Below are 25,367 nucleotides of genomic sequence, written 5' to 3'. Positions count from 1 at the left end.
CGGATTCGCAACGCGCCCGGTATACTGTAGCGACGCTCGTCCCATTGCCAAGCTCGGAATCCAAGGTGGATGAACTCTCGCTACCCGGCCTCTTTCTCGCGCTCGTCCTGTTGCTCATGCTCTCGGCCTTCTTCTCCGGATCGGAGACGGCCCTGCTCACCATCAACCGCTACAAGCTCAAACACCTCGCGGACGGCGGCCATCGCGGCGCCCGCATGGCCCGCGCACTGCTGGAACGACCCGATCGCCTGATCGGGCTCATCCTGCTCGGGAACAACTTCGTCAACATCATGGCCTCGTCCTTGGCGACCATCATCGCCTTGCGCCTCGGCGGCGAGGCGGCGATCGGCATCGCCGCGGGCCTTTTGACCTTGGTGATCCTGATCTTCGCGGAGGTGACGCCCAAGACCTACGCCACGCTGCATCCCGAGCGCCTGGCCTTTCCGGCGGCCTACATCTACAAGCCGTTGCTCAAGCTGCTCTATCCGATCGTCTGGTTCGTCAATCTCTTCACCAACGGGCTACTGCGCCTGATGGGGATCACACAGGAAGGCGCTCAGGGCACGGCGCTGAGCCGCGAGGAGCTGCGTACCGTGGTGAGCGAGGCGGGCGCCATGATCCCGGAGCGCAGCCGTTCCATGCTGCTCGGCATCCTGGATCTGGAGCGCGCCACGGTCGAAGACATCATGATCCCGCGCAACGAGGTGGAAGGGATCGACATCCAGGACAGCGAGGACGAGATCCTGCATGCGATCCGCAACTCCAGCTATACGCGCATGCCGCTGTTCGACGGCAGCATCGACAACGTCATCGGTGTCTTCCACGCAAAGCACGCCCTGCATGCGATGCTGGAGCAGGGCCTGGACAAGGAGCATCTGCGCGCCATCGCCCGCGAGCCCTACTATGTCCCGGAAGGCACGCCGCTCTATCAACAACTGCTCAATTTCCAGCGCGGGAAGCGGCGCGTCGCTCTGGTGGTCGACGAATACGGCGACTTTCTCGGACTCCTCACCCTGACCGATCTGCTCGAAGAGATCGTCGGGGAGTTTACGACCGACCCGGCCGACAGCATCCCGGAGATCCATCGCGGCGAAGACGGCAGCCTCTTGATCGACGGCAGCATCGGCGTGCGTGATCTGAACCGAGCGTTGCGTTGGACGCTTCCCACCGATGGACCCCGGACACTGAACGGACTGATCCTGGAATACCTCGAGACCATTCCGGAGCCCGGCACCAGTCTCAAGCTCCACGATCATGCGATCGAGATCCTTCAAACAGCCGACAACGGGGTCAAGACCGTCAAGGTCGTGACCCGCCCGGCCCGCAAGGCGCGGGCGCTCGTCTAAACCGCGTCCAGAGCGAGATGCTCACTGTCGAGTGTGCTCGATGTGTGTTGCATCCGCTGCCCTTAGCGGGGACGCGGTTTAGAATGATAGATTTTATCATCTCTTAAACCGCGCAGACTCCAGCGCTCGTCAAGTCTGCCGGGGCCGATCCCATCCAAAAACATCACATGCCGCGCCGGGCGCGGTTTAAGGTGATTTCCGGGAAAGCATCGACCAACATGTAGGGGCGACTTTAGTCGCCCGGTAAGCATTGGCAACACGTACGGCCGGGATGATCATTCCCGGAATTCGCCTAATCGTCTCAGACCCCGTCGAGGGCCTCCGCGAGGGTCTTCACGGCCGTGATCTCCAACCCATCTACCCCTTCTTTGGGGACATTCCCGACCGGCACGATCGCCCGACGGACACCGTGCTTGGCCGCCTCGCGCAGCCGATCCGGACCATTGGGGACCGGGCGCACCTCGCCCGACAGGCCGACCTCGCCGAAGACCGCGAGATCCAGCGGAAGCGGTCGGTCGCGGTAGCTCGACAGCACCGCCATGACGAGCGGCAGGTCGACGGCGGTCTCGGTGATCCGCACCCCGCCGACCACGTTCACGAAGACATCCTGGTTGAACATGGCCACGCCGCCGTGACGATGCAGCACCGCCAGCAGCATCGACAGACGGTTGCCGTCGAGCCCCAAGGCCACCCGACGCGGATTGGCGAGCGGGCTCTCGTCCACCAGCGCCTGCACCTCGACCAAGAGCGGCCGCGTCCCTTCGCGCGTCACCATGACCAGACTGCCCGGAACCGCCTCGTCGTGGCGCGAGAGAAAGATCGCCGAGGGGTTCTTCACCTCGCGCAGCCCGCGGTCGCCCATCGCGAACACACCGAGCTCGTGCACCGCACCGAAGCGATTCTTCACCGAGCGCACCAAGCGGAAGGCACCGCCCGGCTCGCCCTCGAAATAGAGCACGGTGTCGACCATGTGCTCCAACACCCGCGGACCGGCGAGCGTTCCGTCCTTGGTCACATGGCCGACGAGGAAGACGACCGTGTCCTGCTGCTTGGCGAAGCGGACCAATTGCGCCGCCGCTTCGCGCACCTGCGAGACCGAGCCCGGGGCCGATTGCAGCGTATCGGTGTAGAGGGTCTGGATGGAGTCGACGACCATCACCCGCGGCCGCTCCTGCGACGCAGCCGCGAGGATCGCCTCGACGTTGGTCTCGGCAAGCAGACGGATGCCCTCGCCCGCCAGCCCGAGCCGGTGGGCGCGCAGCCCGATCTGCTGGGGCGACTCCTCGCCGCTGACGTAGAGCACCGGCAGGCTGCGCGCCAGCGAGGCGCTCGCCTGGAGCAAGAGGGTCGACTTGCCGATCCCCGGATCCCCGCCGATCAACACCACCGAGCCCGTCACCAGACCGCCGCCCAGCACCCGATCCAGCTCGCCGATCCCGCTCTGGATGCGCACCCGATCCTCGGGGCTGACCTCGGCCAAACTCTCCACGCGCGGGGACTCGGCCGCGCCTGCATAGCCGCCGCGCACGACGGGGCGCGCGATCTCCGCGGTCTCCACCATGCTGTTCCAGGCCCCGCAATCCGGGCACTGACCCGCCCACTTCGGCTGACGCGCACCACAGGCGTTGCAGACATAGCTGCTGCGGGTCTTTCGGTTGCTCATCGGGCAGGTCCGCTTCGTTCGCTGAATGGGCGCCATTGTAGGCCGATTCGGCTGGGCCGATCCGAGGCCGATCCGGAGCGGATCGGACGGGCCGGCGGGCCTCGGCCGGAAACCCGGCCACTGCGCTGATCGGAACTGGAGGATGGGTTTCGCTATCGCTCTACCCATCCTACGGCCGCGCCACGGGCGTTAAGCCGCGGCGGCCAGCCCGTCCGGACCCAACCGTGCCTTCAGCTCCTTGATCCGTCTCGGGACCGACTCGGGGTGACTCTGCGCGCCCTTGAGCTGCTCGGCGAAAAGCTCGGTCTCGGCCCGACCGACCTGCGTGAGCAGACGACCGAAGATCACGTTGACCTCGCCGGCCTCCAGCTCGTTCGTGACCTTGAACGCCTCTTCCAGGCTCATCTCGGGGACGCGGCGCTCGACCTCGCGTAGCGCGTTGAGTGATTCGCGCATCTCTCGGTCCCGCACGCTGGGCACGAACTCCACCTCGCGATTGACGGCGACCTGGTAGAGACAGGCGAGCATGAGCCGCCCGTGCTCCATCTCCTCGTCGCGCAGATCCAGGAAGAAACGCTGCACGTCGGGATTGGACTTGAAGCGCTCGGCCATGGCCGCGTAGATATGCGCCACGCGGAACTCGAAGAGCGCCGAGAGCTTGTAGGCGTTGCCGATGGCCCCGGGCATGGGCACGCGCCGCGCCTGATACTTCTCGGCGATGCGCTGCAGCAGGGTCTTGTCCTTGCTCAGCAGCATCCCGATGAAGACGTCGAGGCCGAACAGTTGAATGATCTTGACGGGGTTCTTGAGGCAGAAGCCTCGGTCGATCACGGCTTGCATCTGGGATCTCCGGTCTCGGTTCCGATTCGCCCGTTCGGCGCGGTCTGTCCGGGTGCGTCGATGCGCAGACAGCCTTCCGTGTCGGACTGGGTTTTACTCGAATCAGGATAGCCGATTCGAGCCCTGCGCATGGGCCGAATCAATCGCTCCCGTCGGCGCGCTCTGCATCGAGCCGCAGCGGTGCGGGCAGGCCCTCCGCCCGCCAACGTCGGTAATCCGCCAGCACCAACGCATGATCAAACGCCAGCACCGGCGCAAGCGCATCCGGGAAAAAGACCTGCAGCGCGCGCATCGTCCATCGCCCGCGGCTCGCCGCGCGCCTCGGCCACATAGACCGCGGTAACCGTATGGCCGCGCGGATCGCGCGCCGGATCCGAATAGACCCCGAGCAAGGTGCACAGTGTCACCGCGAGCCCGGTCTCTTCGGCGGCCTCGCGGATCGCCAACGCATCCACACCGGTCAAGATTCGATCAGCGCCGAGATCGGCTACGCCCGCCCGCGACTTAGCCGATGCCCTCACAGCTTATCCACACGAGCAGACACAGGCCCCGGGGACAATCGACGAAAGGTCCGATCACCCTGCTCGTCGACCCGACTGACGCGGATCAATGCCGTAAGCCAGCGCAGGGGCTAGGGTCCAATCCCCCCGACACTTCGCGGAGATCCCGGTGAGCAACCCCTTCGACCTCGACAACGACAACGCCTATCAACGCTGGAAAGAGCGCAAGCTCGCGGCGGCCCCGACCGCCCTGACGGACCTCGTCGTCGAGATCGGCGATCCGCGCGCCTTGAGCGACGCCGAGCATGCGGCCATCCTCGAGCGCTGCCGTCGGGCCAACATGGCCGTCTATATCGGCACGAGCGGCGACGACCCGGACAAGGCGATCCCGATCGCGCTCGGCGCTCGCTTCGGGCTGCACCGGCTCGATCACAACCGCGGCGCCGACGAGGATGCCGTGACCTCGCTCACCGTGCAGACCGACGCCGCGCACCGCAATTACATCCCCTACTCCAATCGTCCCATCGCCTGGCACACCGACGGCTACTACAACACGCCGGAGCAGCAGATCCATGGCCTGCTCCTGCACTGCGTCCAGCCCGCCGAGACGGGCGGCGAGAACGCGCTGCTCGACCACGAGATCGTCTACATCCTCGTGCGCGATCGTGATCCGGAGCATATCCGGACCCTGATGCATCCGGCCTGCATGACGATCCCCGCCAATGTCGTCGACGGCATCGAGCTCCGCCCGGAGCGGACGGGCCCCGTCTTCTCGATCCGCCCGGACGGACGCCTGCACATGCGTTATACGGACCGCAGCCGCAACATCCTCTGGCGCGACGATCCCCCCACCACCGCCGCCGTGACCTGCCTCAAGGCAATCCTGCGCACGCCATCGCCGTGGCACTTCACAGGCCGCCTCGACTCCGGCTGGGGTCTGATCTCGAACAACGTGCTCCACACCCGCACCGGCTTTACCGACGGCCCGAAGCCACGCTTGCTGTATCGCGCACGTTACTACGACCGTCTCGTCGAGACGTGACCGCGCGCGCCGGGATCGATCGAAGGCAGGCGGGCAGAAGGATCCGTCCGCCCGAAACGACTCCCGTTGACGCCTAAACCGCGATGCGGCACGCTCCCGTATCCCCGATAAGACGCCGTGACGGGGCCATAAAAAAACCTTGGGGTAACGACAATGGCGCAATCGGATCAGTCTCTCGATGGCCTGAGCAGCGAGGAGCGCAAGAAGGTCCAGGAGTTGATGCAGAAGGATGCGAAGGCCGAGCGACGGGTCCGCGGCCCCTGGCTCTGGCTGACATCGCTGCTGGGTGCGGCGATGGTCTTGATCTACTTCTACGGCGCCGGGGTTCAGGCACTCGACACCCAATATCACCTGGGCGTCTACGTCCTCATCACCTTTGTGCTGGTGTTCCTGCTCTATCCGGCGGGCGGGCGCTTCGCCGTCGGGACCATGTCGGTCTGGACCGCCGCGATGCTCGCGGTCTTGGTCAGTTGCTTCTGGGTCTTCGACTCGCCGACCGCCTTCTACAATCAGATCACGCTGTTTCGCGAGACCTGGGACTACGACGGTCTCGCCAAGGCTTGGGCCGATGACTTCGGCGACCTGCGCACGACCCTGACCCTGATCCTGCCCTTCGCCGTCGTGCTCTTGCCGCTCGATCAATGGCTGTCACGACGCTTCCGCCAAAGCCCCACCGCGAGCGATGTGCTGATGGCGGTGATCGTCGCCGGCACCGTGGTCTATTGGATCAGCCAGTTCGAGGCGCTGAACTACCGTGCCGGTGCCGAAAATCAGGTCGACATGCTGGTGAGCATCATCGGGCTGCTCTTGTCGCTCGAAATCTGCCGACGGGTGCTGGGTTGGTCGATCACCCTGATCGGCATCGGCATGATCGCCTTTGCCCTGCTGGGACCGTACCTGCCCGAGCTGTTCGCACATCGCGGCTTCCGCTTCGAGCGCCTGGCGACCTCGCTCTTTCTCACCACCAACGGCGTCTTCGGGGTCATGGCGAGCGTGCTCGCGACCTATGTCATCCTCTTCATCTTCTTCGGCGCCTTCCTGCAGAAGTCCGGGGCCGGCAAGTTCTTCATCGATCTGCCGTTGGCGCTGACCGGACGCTCGACCGGCGGACCCGCCAAGGTGGCGGTCGTCTCCTCGGCCCTGTTCGGCTCGGTCTCCGGCAGTGCAATCGCGAACACCGTCTCCTCGGGTGCCTTCACGATCCCCATGATGAAGCGCGCGGGATTCAAGCCGCATGTGGCGGGGGCGATCGAGCCGGCAGCCTCCATCGGCGGCATGTTCCTGCCGCCGATCATGGGTGCGGGCGGCTTCCTGATGGCGGAGCTGACCGGGATGCCCTACTCGCAGATCATGCTCCTGTCGGTCGGCCCTGCCCTGCTCTACTTCCTGTCGGTGTTCTTCATGGTCCATTTCGAGGCCAAGAAGCAGGGCTTGGTCGGTATCCCCGGCGAGACGATCCCGAACTGGAAACCGGTGCTCAAGAGCGGCTGGTTCTATGCGCTGCCGTTGGTGATCATCACGGCCTTGATGCTGATGGGGCGCTCGCCCGGCAATGCCGCCTTCTGGGCCACCCTGTCCTGCATCCTGGTGAGCTGGGCGCACCCGAGCACGCGGATGGGGCCACGCGCGATCTGGGAGGCGATCCAGCTGGGTGCGCGCAACACCCTGATCATCGGGGCGACGCTGGGCGTGATCGGCATCATCGTCGGCGTCATCTCACTGACCGGGATGGGGCTGAAGTTCTCGGATCTCGTGATCTCGATGGCCGGCGACAGTCTGTTCCTGGCCCTGGTGCTGATCGCGATCGCCTCCTTGGTGCTCGGCATGGGCGTGCCGGTGACCGCCGCCTATCTGATCGTCGCGGTGCTCGCGGTGCCGGCGCTCGGGCACTTCGGTGTGGCGGCGATCGCGGCGCACATGATCGTCTACTGGCTGTCTCAAGACTCCAACATCACCCCTCCCGTGTGCGTCGCGGCCTATGCGGGGGCGGCCATTGCGGGAGCGGACCCCTGGAAAACCGGCTGGACGGCCTTCCGATTCGCCAAGATGCTCTACGTGATGCCGCTCCTGTTCGCCTACGTGCCGGCCATTCTCCTGGACGGAACGACCTGGGAGATCGTCAGCGCCTTTTTCTCGGCGACCTTGGGAACGATCGCATTCGGTGCCTTTGCTATGGGCTTCCTGCGCCGCAGGACGACACTCGTCGAATGGGTGTTGTTGGGGATCGCAACCTTCCTGCTCTATTGGCCGGGCTTTGTCACGGACGCCGCCGGGCTGACCGTGGTTGCGCTGGTCTGGTGGCTGCAACGCGATGCCGCAGCGACACCATTGAGCCCCGCCGCAAGGACCTAGTGCAGCACGGCAGATGTGTCGAGACCGTTCGTTGTCGTTGTCGTTGTCGTTGTCGTAATCGACCATCGATACGACAACGACAACGACAACGAAAATGATTTCGGACGGTCTCGGAATCTCTGCACTGCTCCACTAGATGAGGGACGAAGCTGCGCGCAACGCCCGAACCCCGAAGTCCTTCGCTGCGAATGACTTCGCCGGCGGCGACGCGCATCCCGACGACCCGATCCGTTTTCTCCAACCGCTGGTGAATCCCTATGGCCGAGATCAAGACCCTCCTCTTTGCAACCGACTTCTCCAAAGGATCCGCGCGTGCCTGCGAGCTCGCACGCTCCTTGGCGAATACCTGCGGGGCTTCCCTGACGCTGCTGCATGTCATCAACGAGTTCTCCGATCGCAACGCGCGCAAGTTATCCGCCGAGGTCTACGAAAGGCTCGCAGCCGAGATCGAGAAACACGCCGTCGAGGACATGGAGACGTTTCGTGAACGCTATTTCAAGGACATGCCGGTCAACACCGAAATCGCGGTCGGCAAGAGTCACGAGGAGATCATCCGACAAGCCAAGAAGATCGGTGCCGATCTCATCCTGATGGGCACTCAGGGACGGGCCGGTATCGAGAAGATGCTGATGGGCTCGACGGCCGAAAAGGTGGTCCGCAGCTCGCCCATTCCCGTACTCACCGTCAGAGAGTAAGGTTCCCCGGCCGCCACGCCGCGCCGATCCTGCACGCACCGATGCCCGACAACCGGATGCACGACGCATCCGGATCGGGTGTCGAGGCGTCTGCCGAAAGCCGCGACTTGGCCGCCATCGGGAAAACCGGCGGACATCGTCTCCGCCAATGTCCCAGCGACCGTCTGTCGCAACACCATGAGGAATCGAGAATGATCAAGAAGCAGAGGTTCAAGCTCACCCGCGTGACCGGTCTCGCCGCCGCCGCGATCACGGCGGTCGTCCTTGCCGGCGTGCCGATCGCCAATGCCAATATTCAACGACTGGCCTTCTCGGGCGGACCGGACGGCGGCACCTTCCAGTTCTTCTCCAACGGGATCGCGACCTTGCTGTCGCGCAACGTCGAGGGCGTGGATGTCTCCAACATGGCCTCGGCCGGATCGGTCGAAAACCTGCGTCGCGTCAACTCGCGCGATGCCGATTTCGGGATCGTTTACGCCGGTGACCTCTATCTCGGCGTGCAGGGCCAGTTGACCAACGACACCGCCCAATACCGCAATACCCGCGCGGCATCCTTCCTCTATGGTGCGCCGGCACATCTGCTCGTCCTCGAAGGCTCGGGCATCACCGAGGTCGCGCAGCTCGAAGGCAAGCAGGTCGCCGTCGGCCCCGCAGGCTCGGGTGCCGCCGCATCCGCGCAACGCTTCTTCGAAAGCCTGGGCCTTTGGGACAAGATTCGCCCGCAGTTCATCGGCTACAACCAAGGGGCCTCCGCCTTGGGCGATCGCCAGATCGACGCGCTCTGGGTGTTCGCCGGCTTCCCGAATGCCTCCGTGATCCAGGCGGCGACCAGCAACAAGGTTCGCCTGCTCCAGGTCTGGGATGCCGCTCAGCAAGGCAGCCTGCCGCAGGACCATCCCTACTACGTCAAGGTCACCATCCCCGCCGGGACCTATTCGGGCGTGGACTACGACGTCGTCACCATCTCCGACGGCGCCCTGTGGGTCGCAGGCCGTCACATCTCCGAGGATCTGATGTACCAGGCCATCAGCGAGATCTATTCCGAGCAGGGTCTGGCCTTTATGCACAGCGTCTCGCAGGCGGCGACGGCCATGACGCTGGCAAGCGGGTTGGAGGGCGTCGTCACGCCGGTCCATGCGGGCGCCCAGAAGTTCTGGATCGAGCAGGGCAAGACCCTGACCGACGACCAGAAATAACCCGCGATCGAGGATTGCGCATCGGGGCGATTCCGCGGAAGCGCACCCGAGGTGCAGCCAACCGATGTCACGATTCAAAAACAACCGTCATCAAGGTGTTCACCTTGTTTCCGAATCGCCGCTAAGTCACATGTCGGAAAAAAGGTGAGCACCTACCCTAATCGTTGTCGTTGTCGTTGTCGCAACCGTAATCGACAACGACAACGACAACGACAACGGAAAGCGTGGCAAAGGTGTACTTTCGTCGAGTTGTTTTACCTATTTTTTCACCCTTCCCAGGGGTTCCCTATAACCCCTAGGAAGTGTATGGTTACGCGGCCTGACGACGTCACGGCGCTATCGAGTCGGGATCGGCCCGCAAGCGGTCACGCGATCGGAGGTCGGATCGGCATCGAATCCTCCAAAACCATCACTGAACGAGGTGCATCGCATGGAACTGACCAAAAACATCGGTGAGACAGACCGCAAGATTCGCTTTGCGGCCGGCGCCCTGATCATCCTCTGGGGTCTGTTCGACAGCAATTGGCTCGGCCTCGTCGGACTCGTCCTGATCGCCACCGCCTACGTACGCTCTTGCCCGGCCTACAGCCTCATGACGATGAGCACCGTCGAGAAAAAATAAGGGCTCCCGTCTTGCGCGCCGCGTTACCGCGGCGCCGCAGCCCTCCCCGCCGAGGAACGATTCAAAAACAACCGAAACATGTAGGATGGGTAGAGCGCAGCGAAACCCATCCTCACAGCTCAGACGCCCAATCCGGGTGGCGGCGCGGAAAAGATGGGTTTCGCTGCGTTCGCCCCATCCTACGCGTGAATCAAGGTGTTCGCCTTGCTTCTGAATCGTCGCTTATCCGCCGATCAACCCGAGCCAATCCAAGACCGACGGCAGCAGCGCGGCGGTCAAGAAGGCCGACAGCGCCATCGCCAGACCCGAGAAGGCACCCATGGTCGGGCTGACCTGGAACGCACGCGCGGTTCCGATCCCGTGCGAGGTCACGCCCATGGCGACCCCTTTGACCGCATCGTCGCGAATCCGCAGCAGTCTCAGCACGCCCGTACCGAAGACCGCCCCCACGATGCCGGTGCTCACCACCAGAACCGCCGTGAGCGACGGGATCCCGCCGAGCTTCTCCGAGATGCCCATCGCCACCGGCGCCGTGACGGACTTGGGGGCCAGAGAGATCTGAGTGGCGATATCGGCACCGAGCCAGGCCGCGAGTCCGATCGCACTCACGCTCGCCGTCAGCACCCCGACCAACAGGGCCGCACCGATCGGCACGGCCAATGCGCCGAGCCGCTCGCGCTGGCGATACAACGGGATGGCCAGCGCGACCGTCGCCGGACCGAGCAGGAAATGGACGAATTGCGCCCCGTCGAAATAGACCGCGTAGGGCGTCCCGGTGAGCGTGAGGATTCCGATCAAGAGCGCGACCGCCACCGCGACCGGATTCAGGAGCGGGCTCCCGCGCCCGAGCCGGTAGAGCCGATCGGCCGCCAGATAGCAGACCAATGTCGCCGTGAGCCAGAGCAGCGGCGAAGCGGAGAGATAGACCCAAATCTCGGTGAAGGGACTGTCAGTCACCGGCGGCACCCCTCGACGCCGGCGTACCGTCGCGAGGAGCCGCTGCACGCCGGCCATCGTCAATGCGGTCACCGCCAGCGTGAGCAGTGTGCCGAGCAGCAGCGCCGCGGCGATCGCCGGCCACTGACCCTGAAGACGCTCCCAGTGCAGCATCACGCCGACCCCGGCCGGGACGAACAAGAGCGAGAAATGCGCGAGCAGCGTATCGGCCGTGCGCCCGACCTCCTCCGAGATCCCGCCGCGCAGAAACAGCCACCCCAGCAGGAGCAACATCCCGAGCACGGGCCCGGGGACCGGCAGCCCGGTCAGCAGGACAACGGTCTCGCCGGCGAGCTGGCACAGCAGGATCAAGGTCAGGGCGTGCAGCATCGTCTTTTCCGCGTCTCGACTGATCCGCGTCTCAACCGGGTTGGATCGGGAAGCCCGTGCGCGGACCCATCTCGAAGCGATCGCGGATGAACAGGGGCGGACCCTGCATGTAGACGCTCACGAGTCGGGCGAGCGATTCCAACGCATCGAAGTGGATGCGCTCGTAGCCGTGCGAGGCATCCACACCGAAGGTCACGAGCGCGGTGCGCACATCGTTGCCGGCCGTCAGGGCCGCGGCGCTGTCGGAGCGATAGTACTTGAAGACATCGCGCTGATGCGGGATCGCGAACTCTTGACAGAGCTGGATGATGCGATGGGTCAGGTGATAATCGAAGGGGCCGACCTCGTCCGCCATGGCGATGGTCACGCCGAATTCGCTCGAGTTCTGCCCCGGGGCCGTCGTACCGTTGTCGATGGTCAGCATCTCGGCGACATCCTGCTGAAGCGCGGCCGACGCGCCGGACCCCACCTCCTCGGAGATGGTGAAGAGCGGGTGACAGTCGACCGGCAGCTCGAGCCCCTCGCGTCGCACCGCCTCGATCGCCGCGAGCAGGACCGCCGTGCCGGCCTTGTCGTCGAGGTGGCGTGCGTTGATGAAGCCGGTGTCGGTGATCTCGGGGCTGGTGTCGATCGCCAGGAAGTCACCGACATGCACGCCCAAACGCAGGAGGTCGGCGATGTCGCGCACGCGCGCGTCGATGCGAAACTCCACGAAATCCCATCCGCCGGGCTGATTGTCGATCTCGGGCGCGAAGGTGTGGCCCGATGCCTTGAGCGGCAGGATGGTACCGCGCCATTGGCAGTTGTCGGTGAAAAGCGTCGCACGCGCACCCTCGGCAAAGCGCGCATTCCAGTGCCCGACCGGGACCAGTTGCAGACGACCGTTCTCCTTGAGCGACTTCACCATGGCTCCGAGCGTGTCGATGTGGGCCACGATGGCACGATCGGGCTGGGAGACGTCGCCCTTGAGCGTCGCGCGGATGGCACCCCGGCGGGTCAGCTCGAAGGGGACCTCCAAGCGCTCGAGCTCCTCGCACACCAGATGAACCACGCGATCCGTATAGCCGGACGGGCTGGGCGTATGCAGCAGCTTGAGCAGGATCTCGACCAGATAGCGCGTATCGATGGCGGGCAACTTCAAGACATGGACTCCCGGGCGGCGGTCTGAGGAAACAGCAGGTCGACGAAACGCTCGGCGGTCGGTTGGGGCTCGTGATTGGCCAAGCCGGGCCGCTCGTTGGCCTCGATGATCACATAATCGGTCCCGCGCACCGAAGGAACAAGGAAGTCGAGCCCGGTGACCGGGATCGCCAACGCCCGCGCCGCAGCCGCGGCGGCCTCGGCGAGGACGGGATTGAGCTGCGCGGTGACGTCGTGGATGGTCCCGCCGGTGTGGAGATTCGCGGTCTTGCGCACGACGAGCACCTCGCCCTCCGGCAAGATCGTCTCCAGATCGTAGCCGGAGGAGACGACGCACCGCTTGGTCTCGTCGTCCATCGGGATGCTGCTCTCCCCGCCGGTTGCCGCGCGGCGACGTCGACTTTGGGCCTGAATGAGGTCACGCACGCTGTGCTGACCGGTCCCGGCCACCTGCGCCGGTCGACGGATCGCGGCGGCGACCACTTGGTCGGCGATCACGACGATGCGCAGATCATCGCCCGCGACATACTCCTCCAGGATCACCTGGTCGCAGACCCGCCGTGCCGCGGCGATCGCACGCTCGAGGGTCTCGGGATCGCGCACGTCGACACTGATTCCGGCACCCTGCTCGCCGCGCACGGGTTTGACGACCACGCGGCCGAGCTTGGAGAGAAACGCCTCGGCCTGATCCAACGCCTCGAAACGGGTCTGCTCCGGGACCCGCAGACCGGCGTTGCGCAACAGCCGATGCGTCACCGCCTTATCGTCGCAGCGGCTCATGGCCACGGCGCTGGTCAGCTCGCTCAGACTCTCGCGACAGACGATGCGGCGCCCGCCGAGCACCAGGGCGAAATAACCACCCTCGGCATCCAGCACCTCGATCGCGATCCCGCGCCGACGCGCCTCGTTGACGATGATGGTCGCGTAGGGATTGAGCTTGGCCTCGGGCTGTTGCCCCATGAAGAGCGGCTCGTTGAAGGCGTTCTTGTTCTTGAGCGCGAACGCCGGGATCCGCTCGAAACCGAGCTTGCGATAGAGCCGGATGGCTTGGGTGTTGTCGTGGATGACCGAAAGGTCCAGAAAGCCGCGACCCCGCGCCTGATAGTACTCGATCACCTGTCGCACCAAGGCGTCCCCGACGCCCGGATAGGGCGCTTGGGCATCGACGGCGAGCGCCCAAAGGCTGGCCCCGTTCTCGGGATCGGCGAAGGCCGCGACATGATCCACGCCGGTGACCGCACCCAGGATACGGCCGTCCTGCTCCTCTTCCGCGACCCAGTAGGTCAGGATCTTGGAGGTGCGCTGCTCCCGGATAAAGTCCACGCTCGGCGGCACCATCCGCCGGCCGACATAGAGCCGGTGGATCGCCTCGGCGTCGTCGCGACTGTTGAGCAAGCGCACATGAAAGCCCTTGGGCCGACGCGGCGAGCACTGATAGCGCTCGAACCAGAGGCGGAAGGTGTGGGACGGGTCCAGGAACAGGTCCCGCGGCGCGTAGGAGAGCACCACATGGGGATCGCTCAGATAGAGCGCCACGTCGCGCTTGCCGCGGTGCTCCTCGCGGAGCGCATCGGCGAGTGCCCTGGGGTCCGAAAAGGTCTGACCGAAGAGCAACCGCCCCCAGCCGCAGTCGACGATCGCGGGCTGACCGAACGCCTGATCCGCGCGCGGCTGGCGGTCCCAGTTCTTGAGCGACGGAGCACGACTGCGCTCGAGTCGATGACGCATTCGATCTCTGCTCATTGGTATCAGACCCCTTGCTCTTGCAGCCACATTTCCAACAGCGCGACCTGCCACAGCTTGGAGCCGCGCAGCGGGGTCAGGTGATCGTCCGGCGCCGCCAGCAGGGTGTCGAGATAGGCCGGCTGAAAGAGACCCCGCTCGCGGGCGCGCGGTGAATGCAGCAGATCGCGCACGGTCGCCAAGACATCGCCGCGCAGATACTTGAGCGCGGGCACCGGGAAGTAGCCTTTGGGCCGGTCGATGACCGACGTCGGGATCAGCCGACGACCGATCGCCTTGAGCACGCCTTTGCCCTCGTCGCAGAGCTTGTGCCGATCGGGCATGCGCGCGGCCAGCTCGACCAGCTCGTGGTCGAGGAAAGGGACGCGCGCCTCCAGGCCCCACGCCATGGTCATGTTGTCGACGCGTTTGACCGGGTCGTCGACCAACATGATCTGCTGATCGATCCGCAACGCCTTGTCGACCGGGGCATCCGCACCGGCCCGGGCAAAGTGCGCGGCGATGAAGGCACGGCTGGCGTCCTCGCCGTGAAACCGCGGATCGACCGCGCGACGATAGTCCTCGTGCGTGCGATCGCAGAAGGCTCGGGCATAGTCGCCGACCGGATCGGTGCTGCCGAGCATCGGCGGATACCAGTGATAGCCGGCGAAGACCTCGTCGGCGCCCTGCCCGCTCTGCACCACCTTCACATGCTTGGCGACCTCTTGCGAGAGCAGATAGAAGCCGATGACGTCGTGGCTGACCATGGGCTCGGCCATGGCGCGCACGCAGTTGGGCAGCTCGGGCAGGAGACGCGTGGCCGAGTCGACCCGGATCTTGTGGTGACGGGTCGCAAAGGTGTCGGCGATGATGTCCGAATACTGGAACTCGTCGCCCACCTCGGACCCGACCGTCTCGAAGCCGACCGAGAAGGTGTTGATGCCGCGCTGGCCTTGCTCGGCCAACAGGGCCACGATGAGGCTCGAATCCAACCCGCCGGACAGCAGCACGCCGACATCGACATCCGCCACCAGACGGCGCGCAACGGCGGTGCGCAATGCGGACAGGGTGAGCTCCTGCCAATCCTCGAAGGACAGATCACGTTCCTCGGGGCGAGGCACGAAGCGGATATCCCAGTAGCAGCGATCGCGCTGGCGTCCGTCCGGCTCGATGGTCCGAATGGTCGCGGGCGCGAGCTTGCGCACGCCGCTCAGGATGGTGTGCGGTGCCGGGACCACGGCATGGAAGTGCATGTAGTGATGCAGGGCCACCGGGTCGATCTCGGTCGAGACACCGCCGCCCGCGAGCACCGCCGGCAAGGTCGAGGCAAAGCGCAGCCCGCCCGGCACCTCGGCGTAATAGAGCGGCTTGATGCCGAGACGGTCGCGCACCAGGGTCAGACGACCGGAGTCCCGCTCGGCGACGGCGAAGGCGAACATGCCGTGGAAGCGATCCACGCAGGCATCGCCCCAGGCATGAAACGCCTTCAGGACCACCTCCGTGTCGCCGTGGGAGAAGAACCGATAGCCCTTGCCTTCCAGCTCGGCGCGCAGCTCCTTGTAGTTGTAGATGCAGCCGTTGAAGGCGATCGAGAGACCCAGCGCGCTGTCGACCATGGGTTGCGCCGCATGGTTGCTCAGGTCGATGATCGAGAGTCGGCGATGCGCAAGCGCGACCCGTCCCTGCTGCCAGAGGCCGTCGCCGTCCGGGCCGCGCGGCGTGATGGCCGCACTCATGGCGCTCAAGGCGCCGAGGTCGATCGGGTTGTCGTCGAAGCGGATCTCACCGCAAAGTCCACACATGAGGCTCTCCTGAAGGTCCGGAGTACAGGATGTGGCGGGCTGGCAGACGCGAGGGCACTGAGTCGTGCGCCGGCGTCGCCCTGGCTCGGCCGCTGCACTCGGATGGCACGAAATCGATTCGGGCGGGGCGGGGTTTTGGTGCGAGGCGCTTAGGGATCGAACCCGACGCAGGGGTCCGAAACACAGGGACGACGCCGTGTGCAGGCGATACGAAAGCGGGGCAGCAAGACCTGCGGGATCGGCATCGCCGTTCGTCCGCGGATCTGGAAATTCACGATGAACACGCATAGATGATACCGAATGCGGGCGCGTCTGGCCACCGCGCGACCACCCCCGGAGCGTCGGCAGACCCGTCGAACGGACGCCGCGGGTCGCCAAGTGCTGTCGAAACCGTTCGTTGTCGTTGTCGTTGTCGTCATCGACCATCGATACGACGGCGACCACGATTACGACAACGACAACGAAATGATCTGGGACGGTCTCGGAAACTCTGCACGGCTGCGCTAGTTCCATTTGTCCGGCGTGGCCCCACCCTCTTGTCCAGCATCTGTTCAAGTCGACATCCGGCAGGGTGCCCAAAGACATCTCCCGGATCACCTCACCAGGACCATTTAGGCAACACCATGGCAGAGAAACCCAAGCTCACTCAGGTTTTCACGCACAGCCATTACGCCACCAGCTTCGAGGCCGATTCCGACGACGAGGTCTACGACGAGCGCAAAGAGGCTTTGGTCAAAAGCATGCTCGGCGAGATCGGCGAAGACCCCGATCGCGAGGGTCTGCGCCGCACGCCCTTGAGGGTCGCCAAGGCCATGGACTTCCTCACCAGCGGTTATTCCATGTCCGCCGAGGAGATCATCAAGAAGGCGCTCTTCGAGGAAGACGTCAGGGAGATGGTGGTCGTACGCGATATCGAGTTCTACTCGATGTGCGAGCACCACATGCTGCCCTTCTTCGGCCACGCCCATGTCGGCTATCTGCCCAACGGCAAGGTCGTCGGCCTGAGCAAGATCGCCCGCGTGGTCGACGTCTTCGCACGCCGCCTGCAGGTCCAAGAACGCCTGACCAGCCAGGTCGCCGACTCCCTCATGGAGCATCTCGGCGCGCACGGTGTCGCCGTCGTCATGGAAGCCAGCCACACCTGCATGATGATGCGCGGCGTGCAGAAACAACGCAGCTCGACCGTCTCGAGCGCGATGCGCGGCACCTTCGAGACCGATCCGCGCACGCGCTCCGAGTTCATGTCGTTTATCAAGGGATGATCGCGACGATCCAACTGACGATCCAAAAACACCCGAAACGCGTAGGATGGGTAGAGCGCAGCGAAACCCATCCTCACAGCTCAAACGCCCAACCCGGACGGCGGCACGACCCGTCAATCAACGTGCTCACCCTGTCTCGGAACCGTCACAAATCGAGCATGCGCCGCGACAGGACCGAGTCGGGCAGCGCGGCGTGCGCATCGCGGATCATGCGCTCGGTGGTCGGCCAGTCGACACAGGCATCCGTCACCGAGCAGCCGTAGCGCAACTGTTCGAGGTCTGCGGGGATCGATTGCTGTCCGGCCTCGATGAAGCTCTCCACCATCAAGCCGACGATCGAGCGGTTTCCGCCGGCGATCTGGTTCACGCAATCGTGCATCACCAGCGGCTGAAGCTCCGGTCGCTTGAAGCTGTTGGCATGCGAGCAGTCGATGACGATGTTCGCGGAAAGCCCGGCCTTGACCAGTGCCTCCTCGGCCATCGCGACGCTGACGGTGTCGTAGTTGGGGCGATTGCCCCCGCCACGCAGCACCAGATGTGCGTAGCGGTTGCCGCGGGTCCTGACGATACTGGTCAAACCTTGGGCATTGATGCCCAAAAAGCTGTGCGGCTGGGCCGCCGAGAGGATCGCATTGATCGCGGTGTCGACCGAGCCGTCCGTGCCGTTCTTGAAGCCGACCGGGGTCGACAACCCGGAGGACATCTCGCGATGGGTCTGCGACTCCGAGGTCCGCGCACCGATCGCCGTCCAACAGATCAGGTCCCACAGATACTGCGGGGCGATGGAGTCGAGCGCCTCGGTCGCGGTGGGCAAACCCAGCTCGGTGACCTCGAGCAGAAATCGCCGCGCCTTCTCCATGCCCTCGGCGATACTGAAGGTGTCGTCCAGGTTCGGATCGTTGATATAACCCTTCCATCCGGTGGTCGTGCGTGGCTTCTGGAAATAGACCCGCATCGCCAAGACCAAGCGATCCGAGACCGCATCCGCCAAAACCTTGAGCCGCCGCGCGTAATCCAAGCCGGCGACCGGATCGTGGATCGAGCAAGGCCCGACGACGACAAAGATCCGAGGATCACGCCGATCCAGAATCGCCTGCAGGCTCTCGCGACCTGCGAGCACGGTCGCCGATGCCTGATCCGAGGTCGGCACGGCACGATGGATTTCCAGCGGCGAAGGCATCGGATCGAAGCCGCTGACGTTGAGGTTTTCCGTTTTCTGCACGCGCATTCACCTTGAAGAATTCAAACGAAGGCCCGGGGTGGCGTCGATCATGAGACCGGCCCCCAAGCCTGAAGAGGACTCGTGACACCCGCTGCGCAGTGTCACGCATGCCCCGTGGCGCTCTGCGCCACGCGCAAACTTTGGCCCGAGTCACAAGCGAACCTGCCGGGGTCTCGTCGACACAACGGCCGGGCACGAGGATTCTCCGCGGTACCGCGGATCCCTGTCCATGAGAAAACCGCCCATTGACCCTCAGGCGACCGGTCATTGCGCAATCCACGTCCCCGGTGGATCATGTCTGTAAGTTTAAGCCCGGCGGTGTTGCAACGGAGGTCACCATGGCCCTCTCCCAGGACGATATCCAATTCATCAAAGCCCACATGGGCGAGTGGCTCGCCGAGCAAAGCCTCGGAAAACCCTCCGTCGTCTATGAGATCGAGCTGCGCGAGCGCATGGTGCGCGTCGAGGAGGCGCTCAAACATCAGGGCGAGCTGATGCGGCAGGGATTCGAGCAGATGGAGAAGCGCTTCGAGCTGATGGAGAAGCGCTTCGAGCAGATGGACAAACGCTTCGAACAAAGCGACAAACGCATCGAGGATCTCATCAAGCGTCACGACCATCAGTTCATGTGGCTGATCGGCTTCATCACGACCATCGCCGCGCTCATCATCGCCGCCGGAAAATGGCTATAAAGACTCTTTCCGGGCCTCGCTCATTCAACCGCGCCCGGTGCGGTATGCGTCATGCCGAAGCGCGTGCGCAGGATGTTTTCCATCGAGGGCAACGCCAAGCCTTCGGTGAAGCTGCCGAATTTCTCGCCCAAGCCGCCAATCTGCTTGCCGAGTTCTCTGATCTGTGTCTTTCATGCTGCGATCGGTTTCCTGCATTCGCCGATCGGTGTCTTTCATGAGCCGATCGGTCTCCTGCTGCGATTGAGTCAACTCCCTCAACAATCCCCAAACCTCCTCTGCCGTTGTGGTCATGATCAGTGCCCTCGCGTCGATGCGGCGATGAAAACTCGGAACTGTGCTCCACGGACCTCGCAGCTTGCTGCCGGCGCGGGCGGCGCGACCCCCAAACCGCAGCCCGCCCATGCCGGCGCCGGGATCGAGCCTCGTTCACACACGCAACCAGCATGGAAGGCACGCGGCATTCCCCGAACCAAGCACAAGCGGGCCGCGGACGGGCTAGGCTGGACACTGGACGACCTCCTGTCCGAGGACGACGCCTTAGTGCTCGCGCCGATATCGCAGGAGAGTCCGACGCACCACTCGGAGATCCGCGAATCCGCTAAGGGCTATCTGGACACCAATGTGCTGCTCGCCGCGCTGACCTCGGCGCACGGCCCGCTTGAAACGATCTATCGTGCCTAGCGGGCGGCGCGCTTCGAGCTGGTGACATCGACGGTGCAGCGCGATGAACTGCGGCGCGTGACTGCCTGCGATCACGACATCTGAAGTGGATCGGGCTTCAGCCCGACAATGCCCTCTCAGGCCACCCAGCGCTCGGCGTCGAGCGCGACACCCGCGCTGCGCGATGACGCCGAGAGCAGGTCGGACTGAAGTCCGACCTGCAGGGGGCCGACCTTAAGTTGAGCGACATTTGAACCTGATCTTCCTTTCCCTCTGAATTCTTGATCCCCTTGCTCCCCGCTCACTGTTACCACATAGTTCCCACATGGATATCGAGTTCGATCCCGACAAGGATTCGGCCAATCAACAAAAGCACGGAGCTTCCCTCGCGTTCGGGATCGAGATCCTTGCCGATTCCAACCGGTTGGACATCCTGGACGTGCGCTTTGACTACGCCGAGGAGCGTTTCATCGCCTACGGCATGGTGGAGCGGCGAGTCTGGCTGTGCGTTTTCACCCAACGCGGAAACCGATACCGAATCTTCAGCGTGAGAAAAGCAAATGATCGCGAATCACGACGATACCACTGCACACCCCGTTGAACTTGAACCCGATACTCCGCTCTCCGACGACGAGTTCGAGCGCGGTCTCGGGGCGATGTTGGCGCGCCGCGCCCGGGCTGCAGCCGGCCTCTCTCAACAGAACTTTGCAGAGCAATTCGGCATCCCCGCCGAATCTCTTCGTGATTGGGAACAGGGGCGCAAGGCACCGGATACGGCCGCCAAGAGCTACTTACGCGTGATTGCTCGCATGCCCGAAGCTGTCGCGAAGGTCCTGCACGACGCAGCCTGAGCCTGCAACCGGCTCGGATCGATGTTCTCGTGACACCCGCTCTGCGGCGGTGTCACGCATGCCCCTGGCGCTCTGCGCCCCGTGCTGGCTGAGCTGGAGCGACAAACAAGGCCGACGTCGCCCTCGATGCGACCCTCGACCGACCCTGAGACTCCGCACCCGTCGGTTGAGCTCTTGGCATTGTGCATGTCGTTCGGCAGCCGTACACTCTTCGCATGCAGCACAAGATCAATCCAAAAGTCGACTGTGCCTTCAAAGCCCTGCTGGGCGCGGAGGAGAACCGCGCGCTGCTCATCGACTTTCTCAATGCGATGCTGATCGACACGCTCCCCCGTCCGATCAGCGCGGTGCGGATCCTCGATCCCTACAACCCACGGGAAACCCTCGAGGACAAACTCACCATCGTCGACGTGAAAGCCCGCGACGCCGCCGGCCGGGTCTTTCAGATCGAGATCCAGTTGGTGGTCTATGCGGATCTGACCACACGCATGCTGTACGCCCGGGCGGACCTGTACCGCCGACAACTGCGTCGCGGTCAAGACTACAGCATCCTCAAACCGACCTATGCGATCTGGCGCGTCGTCAACACATACAAGATGGCCAAACACCTCATCTTGGACATTGCTGCCGAACACTTTGATTTTCACATCGATGAGGCGAAGGTGACCGCGGAGGCCGCGCTCGATGGACTGTACGTGATTCGCACCTCGCTGCCGGCTGAGCAGTCCAGCGATGACGAGACGGTGCGTCGATACAAAAGCCTCAGTCACGTGGAGGCGGCATTCCGCTCGCTCAAAAGCGATGATCTGCAGATCAGGCCGATCTATCATTACAGCGCGGATCGGGTCCGCGCGCATCTGTTCTTGTGCATGCTCGCCTATTACGTGAAATGGCATATGAGTGAAGCCTGGCGCGGGCTCTTATTCGCCGACGAGGATCAGGAGCGTCTGACCCGGCGTGATCCGGTGGCGCCGGCCACCCGCTCCGAGGCGGCCTTGCGCAAGGCCGCCACCAAGCAGCTGCCGGACGGCTCCCCGGCACACAGCTTTCGCACCCTTTTGAACGACCTTGCGACCATCGTGCGCAACACCTGTCGGCGCCCGAACGCGCCATCCGACGAGGCCACTTTCGACATCGACACGACACCTACGCCCAAGCAGTCTGCCGCGCTGGATCTGATCAAAGCGATCCGCGTGTAGCCAGACGCTTACACCGCGATTTTCTGAAAACCATCAGAAAATCAGTTGGCTTATGCTCGTTGAAGGCTGGAACTTCGGCTTAAACCGCGCCCGGTGCGGCATGCGTCATGTGTTGGAGTGGATTGGCCGCGCCGGCTCCGACGACCGTCGGAGCTGGCGCGGTTTAGGCGTTCAAAAAGGTCCCGATTGCTGCATACACCTCGGCACAGGCATCCGGGACCATGGCCTCGAGGTTCAGGAACCCATGGATCATCCCCGACATGACCCGCTTCTCCGCGCGGATCCCTTGAAGCTCCAAGCGGTCGGCGTAGGCAATGCCCTCGTCGCGCAACGGATCGAACTCCCCGGTGATCACCAGGGTCGCGGGATAGTCCAGGGTCAGGTCCATATAGAACGGCGAGATGGCACGCCGGTCCTCGGCATTCTGAAGATAGGCATCGAACATCCAGAGGATCCGCTCGCGCTCGAGCAGGTATCCGTCGCCGTTCTCGGTCACGGAAGGTTGCGAGAGCGTGTAATCCAGACTCGGGTACAGGAGCACCTGACGCTCGATCGTCATGCCCGCGTCGAACTGCGCCAGATGCGACACGGTCGCGCAGAGCGCACCCCCGCCGCTGTCGCCCATCAGCGCCAGTCGCGGCTCATGCGGCATGTCCAGATTCTCAAGCAGCGGAAAAACACGTTTGGCACAGGCCATAGTGTCCTTGAGTGCGGCCGGATAGGGGCATTCGGGTGCCAGCCGGTATTCGATCGAGACCACCACCCGATTTGCCGCGAGCGCCAAGCGCCGCGCAATCGGATCGTAGAGTGAGACACCGCCGGCAATGTGGCCGCCGCCGTGGACGAAGAGGGCCACGGGGAGCGGCCGATCCGGTTGCGGGTGATAGACGCGGACCGGAACCCGATAGTCCGGACCCGGGATCAGGTCGTCGCGCACCCAAGCGACCTCGGGGGACTCGGTCACGAACCGCCTGGTCAGCAAATCCCATCCTTCGCGGGTATTGGTGGCCGTGCGTCGATAGCCATGCTCACGGGCCTTGTGCTTGGCTTCGCGTTGGGCAAAAAGCCAATCCCGCAGAGGCTGCGGGATCCGCTCGTCACGCTCGTTCGTCATTCTTGTCCTCGCTCGATCGCGGATTGATCTCGCCGGCGTGGCGGTTCGGCCTCGATTGCGGGGCAGGCCAATCCGCTGTCGACCGCCCCGCCCTGCTCTGCTCCCTCAGGCGATCTTACGCAGGGTCTCGGTTTCGACCAACACCGGCGCCGGATCGAGCTCGAGCGCCCGGGCCAAGCGATCGAGCATCGCGAGGGTCTCCGGACTCATCTCGTCGCGCGAGCCGGCGATCTCTTCGCAGAGGGCCATCGCGCGGCGCCGATCCTCCATCGAGACGATCAGCTTCGGCAAGGCGTCCATCGCGGCCTCGGGCTCGTAGCCGACGATCAGGCTTTCCTTGTGGATCATGCGGGTGCGGTGCTTCGCCTTCATGCTCGCGAAGGGCTCGGTCGCCATGAGCATGCGGTTGGAGCGCTCCAAACGGGAACGCCGCACCTCTTTACGCGAGTGCGCCAGGAAGATCAGCATCCGGATCACACCGTCCGCAAAATCGCCGAGCTCGATTCGATCAAGCGCATCCTGGACCGAGGTCAGGGTCCGCAGATCCTCGCGCGGCGCCTCGCTCACGGTGCGGCTGAGCTGCTCGCCCATCGCCTGCACGGGCGGTGCACCCCAGAGCAGGTGGAAGTTCCACTCGATCACGGCGTTCTGCATGTCGCGCGCGTTGTCCAGCCACTGGGTGACCAAGCCGGCGCCGGCCCGCTCCATGATCCGGAAGGGGTTGTCGTCCGCAGCCGGGCGACGTTGCTTGCGGACCTCTTCAGCGAACCCCTGGACAGCCTGCATCAAGGGGTTGCGATCGCTCTCGAGCCAGCGTTGCATCCGCATCGGGCTGGTATCGGCGAGAAACTTGGCACTGGTCTCGTTGCTGATCGCCTGGACGAAGGGACGCAGGGTCAGGTCATACAGCTCGGTGCCGATCTCGGAGAAGCGCGCGACCGCCGCGAAGGGTCGGTTGGAATCGTCCCCGCCGGCCTGCTCCATCATCTGCTCGATGCTGCGCTCGGCGAAGGCGACCTTGAAGGTCTTCTCGACCCCTTCGCCCTGCACCTCGGCGATGACCATCTCGTAGAGTCCGGGCGCCAGGGCCTCGATCGCCTTGAGTGTGGAGATGATCTGATCGTGCTCCTTCTTGGCGACCGACGAGGAAACGAAGATTCCCAGGTGGCCGACATTCTCGTGGAGCGTATAGAGGATGCGTTGTCCGCGGGCGCGGATCTCCTCGACATCCTTGTAGTGATCGGCGATCCATCCCAGCGCCTGCTGCGGCGGAGTGATGTTGTCCCCGTGCGAGGCGAAGATGATGATGGGGGAGTTGATGTTGCGCAGATCCACATGGGTGCGCTCGTTGAGATTCGCACAGCCGCGTCCGAGACGATTGCCGACGAAGAGATTCTCGACGATCCAGCTGATCTGCCGCTATCCGATCGACGCAGTGATCCCGAGCACCGACATCGTCCCGGTCCTTGATCGCCTAAAGGGCTTGCGGCTGGTGGACGAGAATATCTACCTGCGTCAGTCGTCCATCAACCTCTTCAACGGCATGGTGGGCCTGACCTTCTCCTGCGACGGCTCTCACTACATGCCCCACGGCCAATTCTTGGGGGCAGACACCGCCTTTTGGTTCGGCGGCGTCGGCTGACCGGCCTTGCAGGCGACGACCGTTGCCGGGGCCGAGGGCCATCCGCGAGGAAAGGCCCCCGGCGTCGGCTTGAAAGACGCCGAGCCACCCCCGCCCACCCCGCCGAGCTACCGCAAGAATGCTCCCGTTAGCTTGCAATCGTCGGGAGTCATCGCAGACCTGACAGGCTGTTCGCTCTACCCTTGCACATGCCCCGAGGATTCCGAGCGTTTGCGAACCGCATCGGTCATCGGCAGCCCTTCTCGCTAGAGCATCCGAGCCGATGCTGTTACGCTCGGTGATCGGCTTGATCGAGGACTGGTTCTCCGGCATGGACGAAGCGAGGCAGCCGCGCTTCTCGATGCGTATTCGTGAACCGCGCAAGCCATGCCGGATCGCGCCCATGGATCCAGTCCCCATCCGTCGGGAGCACGCCACGAAGGCAAGAGTAAGGAGACCTTTCCACCACAACGAAGGGATCCGACCTCCTCGCCTCCTCT

Annotated in this window: 21 protein-coding genes and 2 pseudogenes; 13 read left to right on the top strand and 10 right to left on the bottom strand. The window is 64.1% G+C overall.

Annotated elements, in window-relative coordinates:
* Positions 1-65: 65 nt before the first annotated feature.
* Positions 66-1,346, top strand: a complete 1,281-nt coding sequence (locus KFB96_RS01275; protein ID WP_213458597.1) for an HlyC/CorC family transporter — start codon at positions 66-68, stop codon at positions 1,344-1,346.
* A 301-nt stretch (positions 1,347-1,647) separates the two neighbouring features.
* Here the strand turns inward: KFB96_RS01275 and radA are convergent, their stop codons facing one another.
* The 3 genes and pseudogenes from radA to KFB96_RS01260 form a co-directional block, all read right to left on the bottom strand.
* Positions 1,648-3,009, bottom strand: a complete 1,362-nt coding sequence (gene radA / locus KFB96_RS01270) for a DNA repair protein RadA (protein ID WP_213458596.1) — start codon at positions 3,007-3,009, stop codon at positions 1,648-1,650.
* 189 nt (positions 3,010-3,198) lie between these two features.
* Positions 3,199-3,849 carry a ferritin family protein gene (locus KFB96_RS01265; RefSeq protein ID WP_213458595.1) on the bottom strand — a complete coding sequence of 217 codons (651 nt, stop codon included), beginning with the start codon at positions 3,847-3,849 and terminating at the stop codon, positions 3,199-3,201.
* Between the two features lie 139 nt (positions 3,850-3,988).
* Positions 3,989-4,304: pseudogene (locus KFB96_RS01260) on the bottom strand (NUDIX domain-containing protein); the annotation flags it as partial.
* A 214-nt stretch (positions 4,305-4,518) separates the two neighbouring features.
* Here KFB96_RS01260 and KFB96_RS01255 point away from each other — a divergent pair.
* From KFB96_RS01255 to KFB96_RS01235, 5 genes are all read left to right on the top strand, one after another.
* Complete coding sequence (locus tag KFB96_RS01255) at positions 4,519-5,391, top strand: TauD/TfdA family dioxygenase (RefSeq protein WP_213458594.1); 873 nt, start codon at positions 4,519-4,521, stop codon at positions 5,389-5,391.
* A 153-nt stretch (positions 5,392-5,544) separates the two neighbouring features.
* Positions 5,545-7,743: a TRAP transporter permease gene (locus KFB96_RS01250; RefSeq protein ID WP_213458593.1), complete on the top strand. Its 2,199-nt coding sequence runs from the start codon at positions 5,545-5,547 to the stop codon at positions 7,741-7,743.
* A gap of 257 nt (positions 7,744-8,000) precedes the next feature.
* The gene (locus KFB96_RS01245; protein WP_213458592.1) at positions 8,001-8,438 is read left to right on the top strand and encodes a universal stress protein; all 438 of its coding nucleotides are present in this window, start codon (positions 8,001-8,003) and stop codon (positions 8,436-8,438) included.
* 191 nt (positions 8,439-8,629) lie between these two features.
* A complete protein-coding gene (locus KFB96_RS01240) occupies positions 8,630-9,634 on the top strand; it encodes a TAXI family TRAP transporter solute-binding subunit (protein ID WP_213458591.1) in 1,005 nt (334 codons plus the stop codon).
* Positions 9,635-10,064: 430 nt separating this feature from the next.
* Complete coding sequence (locus KFB96_RS01235) at positions 10,065-10,256, top strand: DUF2892 domain-containing protein (protein ID WP_213458590.1); 192 nt, start codon at positions 10,065-10,067, stop codon at positions 10,254-10,256.
* A gap of 222 nt (positions 10,257-10,478) precedes the next feature.
* Here KFB96_RS01235 and KFB96_RS01230 read toward each other — a convergent pair whose 3' ends face one another.
* From KFB96_RS01230 to KFB96_RS01210, 4 genes are read right to left on the bottom strand one after another with little or no spacing between them, the layout of a single operon-like run.
* Positions 10,479-11,582, bottom strand: coding sequence for an LrgB family protein (locus KFB96_RS01230; RefSeq protein ID WP_367115014.1), 1,104 nt, complete (start codon positions 11,580-11,582; stop codon positions 10,479-10,481).
* Between the two features lie 31 nt (positions 11,583-11,613).
* Positions 11,614-12,723 carry an osmoprotectant NAGGN system M42 family peptidase gene (locus tag KFB96_RS01220; protein WP_213458587.1) on the bottom strand — a complete coding sequence of 370 codons (1,110 nt, stop codon included), beginning with the start codon at positions 12,721-12,723 and terminating at the stop codon, positions 11,614-11,616.
* Complete coding sequence (gene ngg / locus KFB96_RS01215) at positions 12,720-14,450, bottom strand: N-acetylglutaminylglutamine synthetase (protein ID WP_300971219.1); 1,731 nt, start codon at positions 14,448-14,450, stop codon at positions 12,720-12,722. The genes KFB96_RS01220 and ngg overlap by 4 nt, the downstream gene beginning before the upstream one ends.
* A 20-nt stretch (positions 14,451-14,470) precedes the next feature.
* Positions 14,471-16,246 (bottom strand): N-acetylglutaminylglutamine amidotransferase, encoded by a 1,776-nt coding sequence (locus KFB96_RS01210; protein WP_213458585.1) that lies wholly within the window; start codon positions 16,244-16,246, stop codon positions 14,471-14,473.
* Positions 16,247-16,869: 623 nt separating this feature from the next.
* Between KFB96_RS01210 and folE the strand changes: the two genes are divergently transcribed.
* Positions 16,870-17,508: a GTP cyclohydrolase I FolE gene (gene folE / locus KFB96_RS01205; RefSeq protein WP_213458584.1), complete on the top strand. Its 639-nt coding sequence runs from the start codon at positions 16,870-16,872 to the stop codon at positions 17,506-17,508.
* A gap of 145 nt (positions 17,509-17,653) precedes the next feature.
* Here folE and KFB96_RS01200 read toward each other — a convergent pair whose 3' ends face one another.
* Positions 17,654-18,736 (bottom strand): 3-deoxy-7-phosphoheptulonate synthase, encoded by a 1,083-nt coding sequence (locus KFB96_RS01200; protein WP_213458583.1) that lies wholly within the window; start codon positions 18,734-18,736, stop codon positions 17,654-17,656.
* A gap of 332 nt (positions 18,737-19,068) precedes the next feature.
* Here KFB96_RS01200 and KFB96_RS01195 point away from each other — a divergent pair, with 332 nt between their 5' ends.
* The 5 genes from KFB96_RS01195 to KFB96_RS01175 all read left to right on the top strand — a co-directional run bounded on the left by KFB96_RS01195 (position 19,069) and on the right by KFB96_RS01175 (position 22,132).
* Positions 19,069-19,422 carry a hypothetical protein gene (locus tag KFB96_RS01195; RefSeq protein ID WP_213458582.1) on the top strand — a complete coding sequence of 118 codons (354 nt, stop codon included), beginning with the start codon at positions 19,069-19,071 and terminating at the stop codon, positions 19,420-19,422.
* Positions 19,423-19,740: 318 nt separating this feature from the next.
* Positions 19,741-20,103, top strand: coding sequence for a hypothetical protein (locus KFB96_RS01190; RefSeq protein WP_213458581.1), 363 nt, complete (start codon positions 19,741-19,743; stop codon positions 20,101-20,103).
* A gap of 304 nt (positions 20,104-20,407) precedes the next feature.
* A complete protein-coding gene (locus KFB96_RS01185; protein ID WP_213458580.1) occupies positions 20,408-20,683 on the top strand; it encodes a BrnT family toxin in 276 nt (91 codons plus the stop codon).
* A complete protein-coding gene (locus KFB96_RS01180; RefSeq protein WP_213458579.1) occupies positions 20,643-20,933 on the top strand; it encodes a helix-turn-helix domain-containing protein in 291 nt (96 codons plus the stop codon). The genes KFB96_RS01185 and KFB96_RS01180 overlap by 41 nt, the downstream gene beginning before the upstream one ends.
* Positions 20,934-21,148: 215 nt before the next feature.
* On the top strand, positions 21,149-22,132 hold the full coding sequence (locus KFB96_RS01175) for an Rpn family recombination-promoting nuclease/putative transposase (RefSeq protein ID WP_213458578.1): 984 nt from the start codon (positions 21,149-21,151) through the stop codon (positions 22,130-22,132).
* A gap of 163 nt (positions 22,133-22,295) precedes the next feature.
* Here the strand turns inward: KFB96_RS01175 and KFB96_RS01170 are convergent, their stop codons facing one another.
* Both KFB96_RS01170 and KFB96_RS01165 read right to left on the bottom strand, forming a co-directional pair.
* Complete coding sequence (locus KFB96_RS01170; RefSeq protein WP_213458577.1) at positions 22,296-23,246, bottom strand: alpha/beta hydrolase; 951 nt, start codon at positions 23,244-23,246, stop codon at positions 22,296-22,298.
* Positions 23,247-23,351: 105 nt separating this feature from the next.
* Positions 23,352-24,650 carry a DUF3141 domain-containing protein gene (locus KFB96_RS01165; protein ID WP_300971770.1) on the bottom strand — a complete coding sequence of 433 codons (1,299 nt, stop codon included), beginning with the start codon at positions 24,648-24,650 and terminating at the stop codon, positions 23,352-23,354.
* Positions 24,651-24,666: 16 nt separating this feature from the next.
* On the opposite strand from KFB96_RS01165, the pseudogene KFB96_RS01160 reads away from it, so the two are divergent.
* Positions 24,667-24,888 (top strand): annotated as a pseudogene (locus tag KFB96_RS01160) (hypothetical protein); the annotation flags it as partial.
* Between the last annotated feature and the right edge of the window lie 479 nt (positions 24,889-25,367).

It is taken from the genome of Thiocapsa sp., from assembly GCF_018399035.1.
Classification (GTDB): domain Bacteria; phylum Pseudomonadota; class Gammaproteobacteria; order Chromatiales; family Chromatiaceae; genus Thiocapsa.
The sequence above is the reverse complement of the archived record's forward strand: the minus strand, read 5'-3'. Positions and strand labels throughout refer to the sequence as shown.

What these genes read in the sequence shown, in the direction of transcription:
- KFB96_RS01245 (WP_213458592.1), top strand. Translation starts at nt 8,001, where the DNA reads ATGGCCGAGATCAAGACCCTCCTCTTTGCAACCGACTTCTCCAAAGGA.
- folE (WP_213458584.1), top strand. Translation starts at nt 16,870, where the DNA reads ATGGCAGAGAAACCCAAGCTCACTCAGGTTTTCACGCACAGCCATTAC.
- KFB96_RS01185 (WP_213458580.1), top strand. Translation starts at nt 20,408, where the DNA reads ATGGATATCGAGTTCGATCCCGACAAGGATTCGGCCAATCAACAAAAG.
- KFB96_RS01170 (WP_213458577.1), bottom strand. Translation starts at nt 23,246, where the DNA reads ATGACGAACGAGCGTGACGAGCGGATCCCGCAGCCTCTGCGGGATTGG.
- ngg (WP_300971219.1), bottom strand. Translation starts at nt 14,450, where the DNA reads ATGCGTCATCGACTCGAGCGCAGTCGTGCTCCGTCGCTCAAGAACTGG.
- KFB96_RS01250 (WP_213458593.1), top strand. Translation starts at nt 5,545, where the DNA reads ATGGCGCAATCGGATCAGTCTCTCGATGGCCTGAGCAGCGAGGAGCGC.
- radA (WP_213458596.1), bottom strand. Translation starts at nt 3,009, where the DNA reads ATGAGCAACCGAAAGACCCGCAGCAGCTATGTCTGCAACGCCTGTGGT.
- KFB96_RS01195 (WP_213458582.1), top strand. Translation starts at nt 19,069, where the DNA reads ATGGCCCTCTCCCAGGACGATATCCAATTCATCAAAGCCCACATGGGC.
- KFB96_RS01235 (WP_213458590.1), top strand. Translation starts at nt 10,065, where the DNA reads ATGGAACTGACCAAAAACATCGGTGAGACAGACCGCAAGATTCGCTTT.
- KFB96_RS01265 (WP_213458595.1), bottom strand. Translation starts at nt 3,849, where the DNA reads ATGCAAGCCGTGATCGACCGAGGCTTCTGCCTCAAGAACCCCGTCAAG.
- KFB96_RS01210 (WP_213458585.1), bottom strand. Translation starts at nt 16,246, where the DNA reads ATGTGTGGACTTTGCGGTGAGATCCGCTTCGACGACAACCCGATCGAC.
- KFB96_RS01180 (WP_213458579.1), top strand. Translation starts at nt 20,643, where the DNA reads ATGATCGCGAATCACGACGATACCACTGCACACCCCGTTGAACTTGAA.
- KFB96_RS01175 (WP_213458578.1), top strand. Translation starts at nt 21,149, where the DNA reads ATGCAGCACAAGATCAATCCAAAAGTCGACTGTGCCTTCAAAGCCCTG.
- KFB96_RS01190 (WP_213458581.1), top strand. Translation starts at nt 19,741, where the DNA reads ATGAAAACTCGGAACTGTGCTCCACGGACCTCGCAGCTTGCTGCCGGC.
- KFB96_RS01240 (WP_213458591.1), top strand. Translation starts at nt 8,630, where the DNA reads ATGATCAAGAAGCAGAGGTTCAAGCTCACCCGCGTGACCGGTCTCGCC.
- KFB96_RS01200 (WP_213458583.1), bottom strand. Translation starts at nt 18,736, where the DNA reads ATGCGCGTGCAGAAAACGGAAAACCTCAACGTCAGCGGCTTCGATCCG.
- KFB96_RS01230 (WP_367115014.1), bottom strand. Translation starts at nt 11,582, where the DNA reads ATGCTGCACGCCCTGACCTTGATCCTGCTGTGCCAGCTCGCCGGCGAG.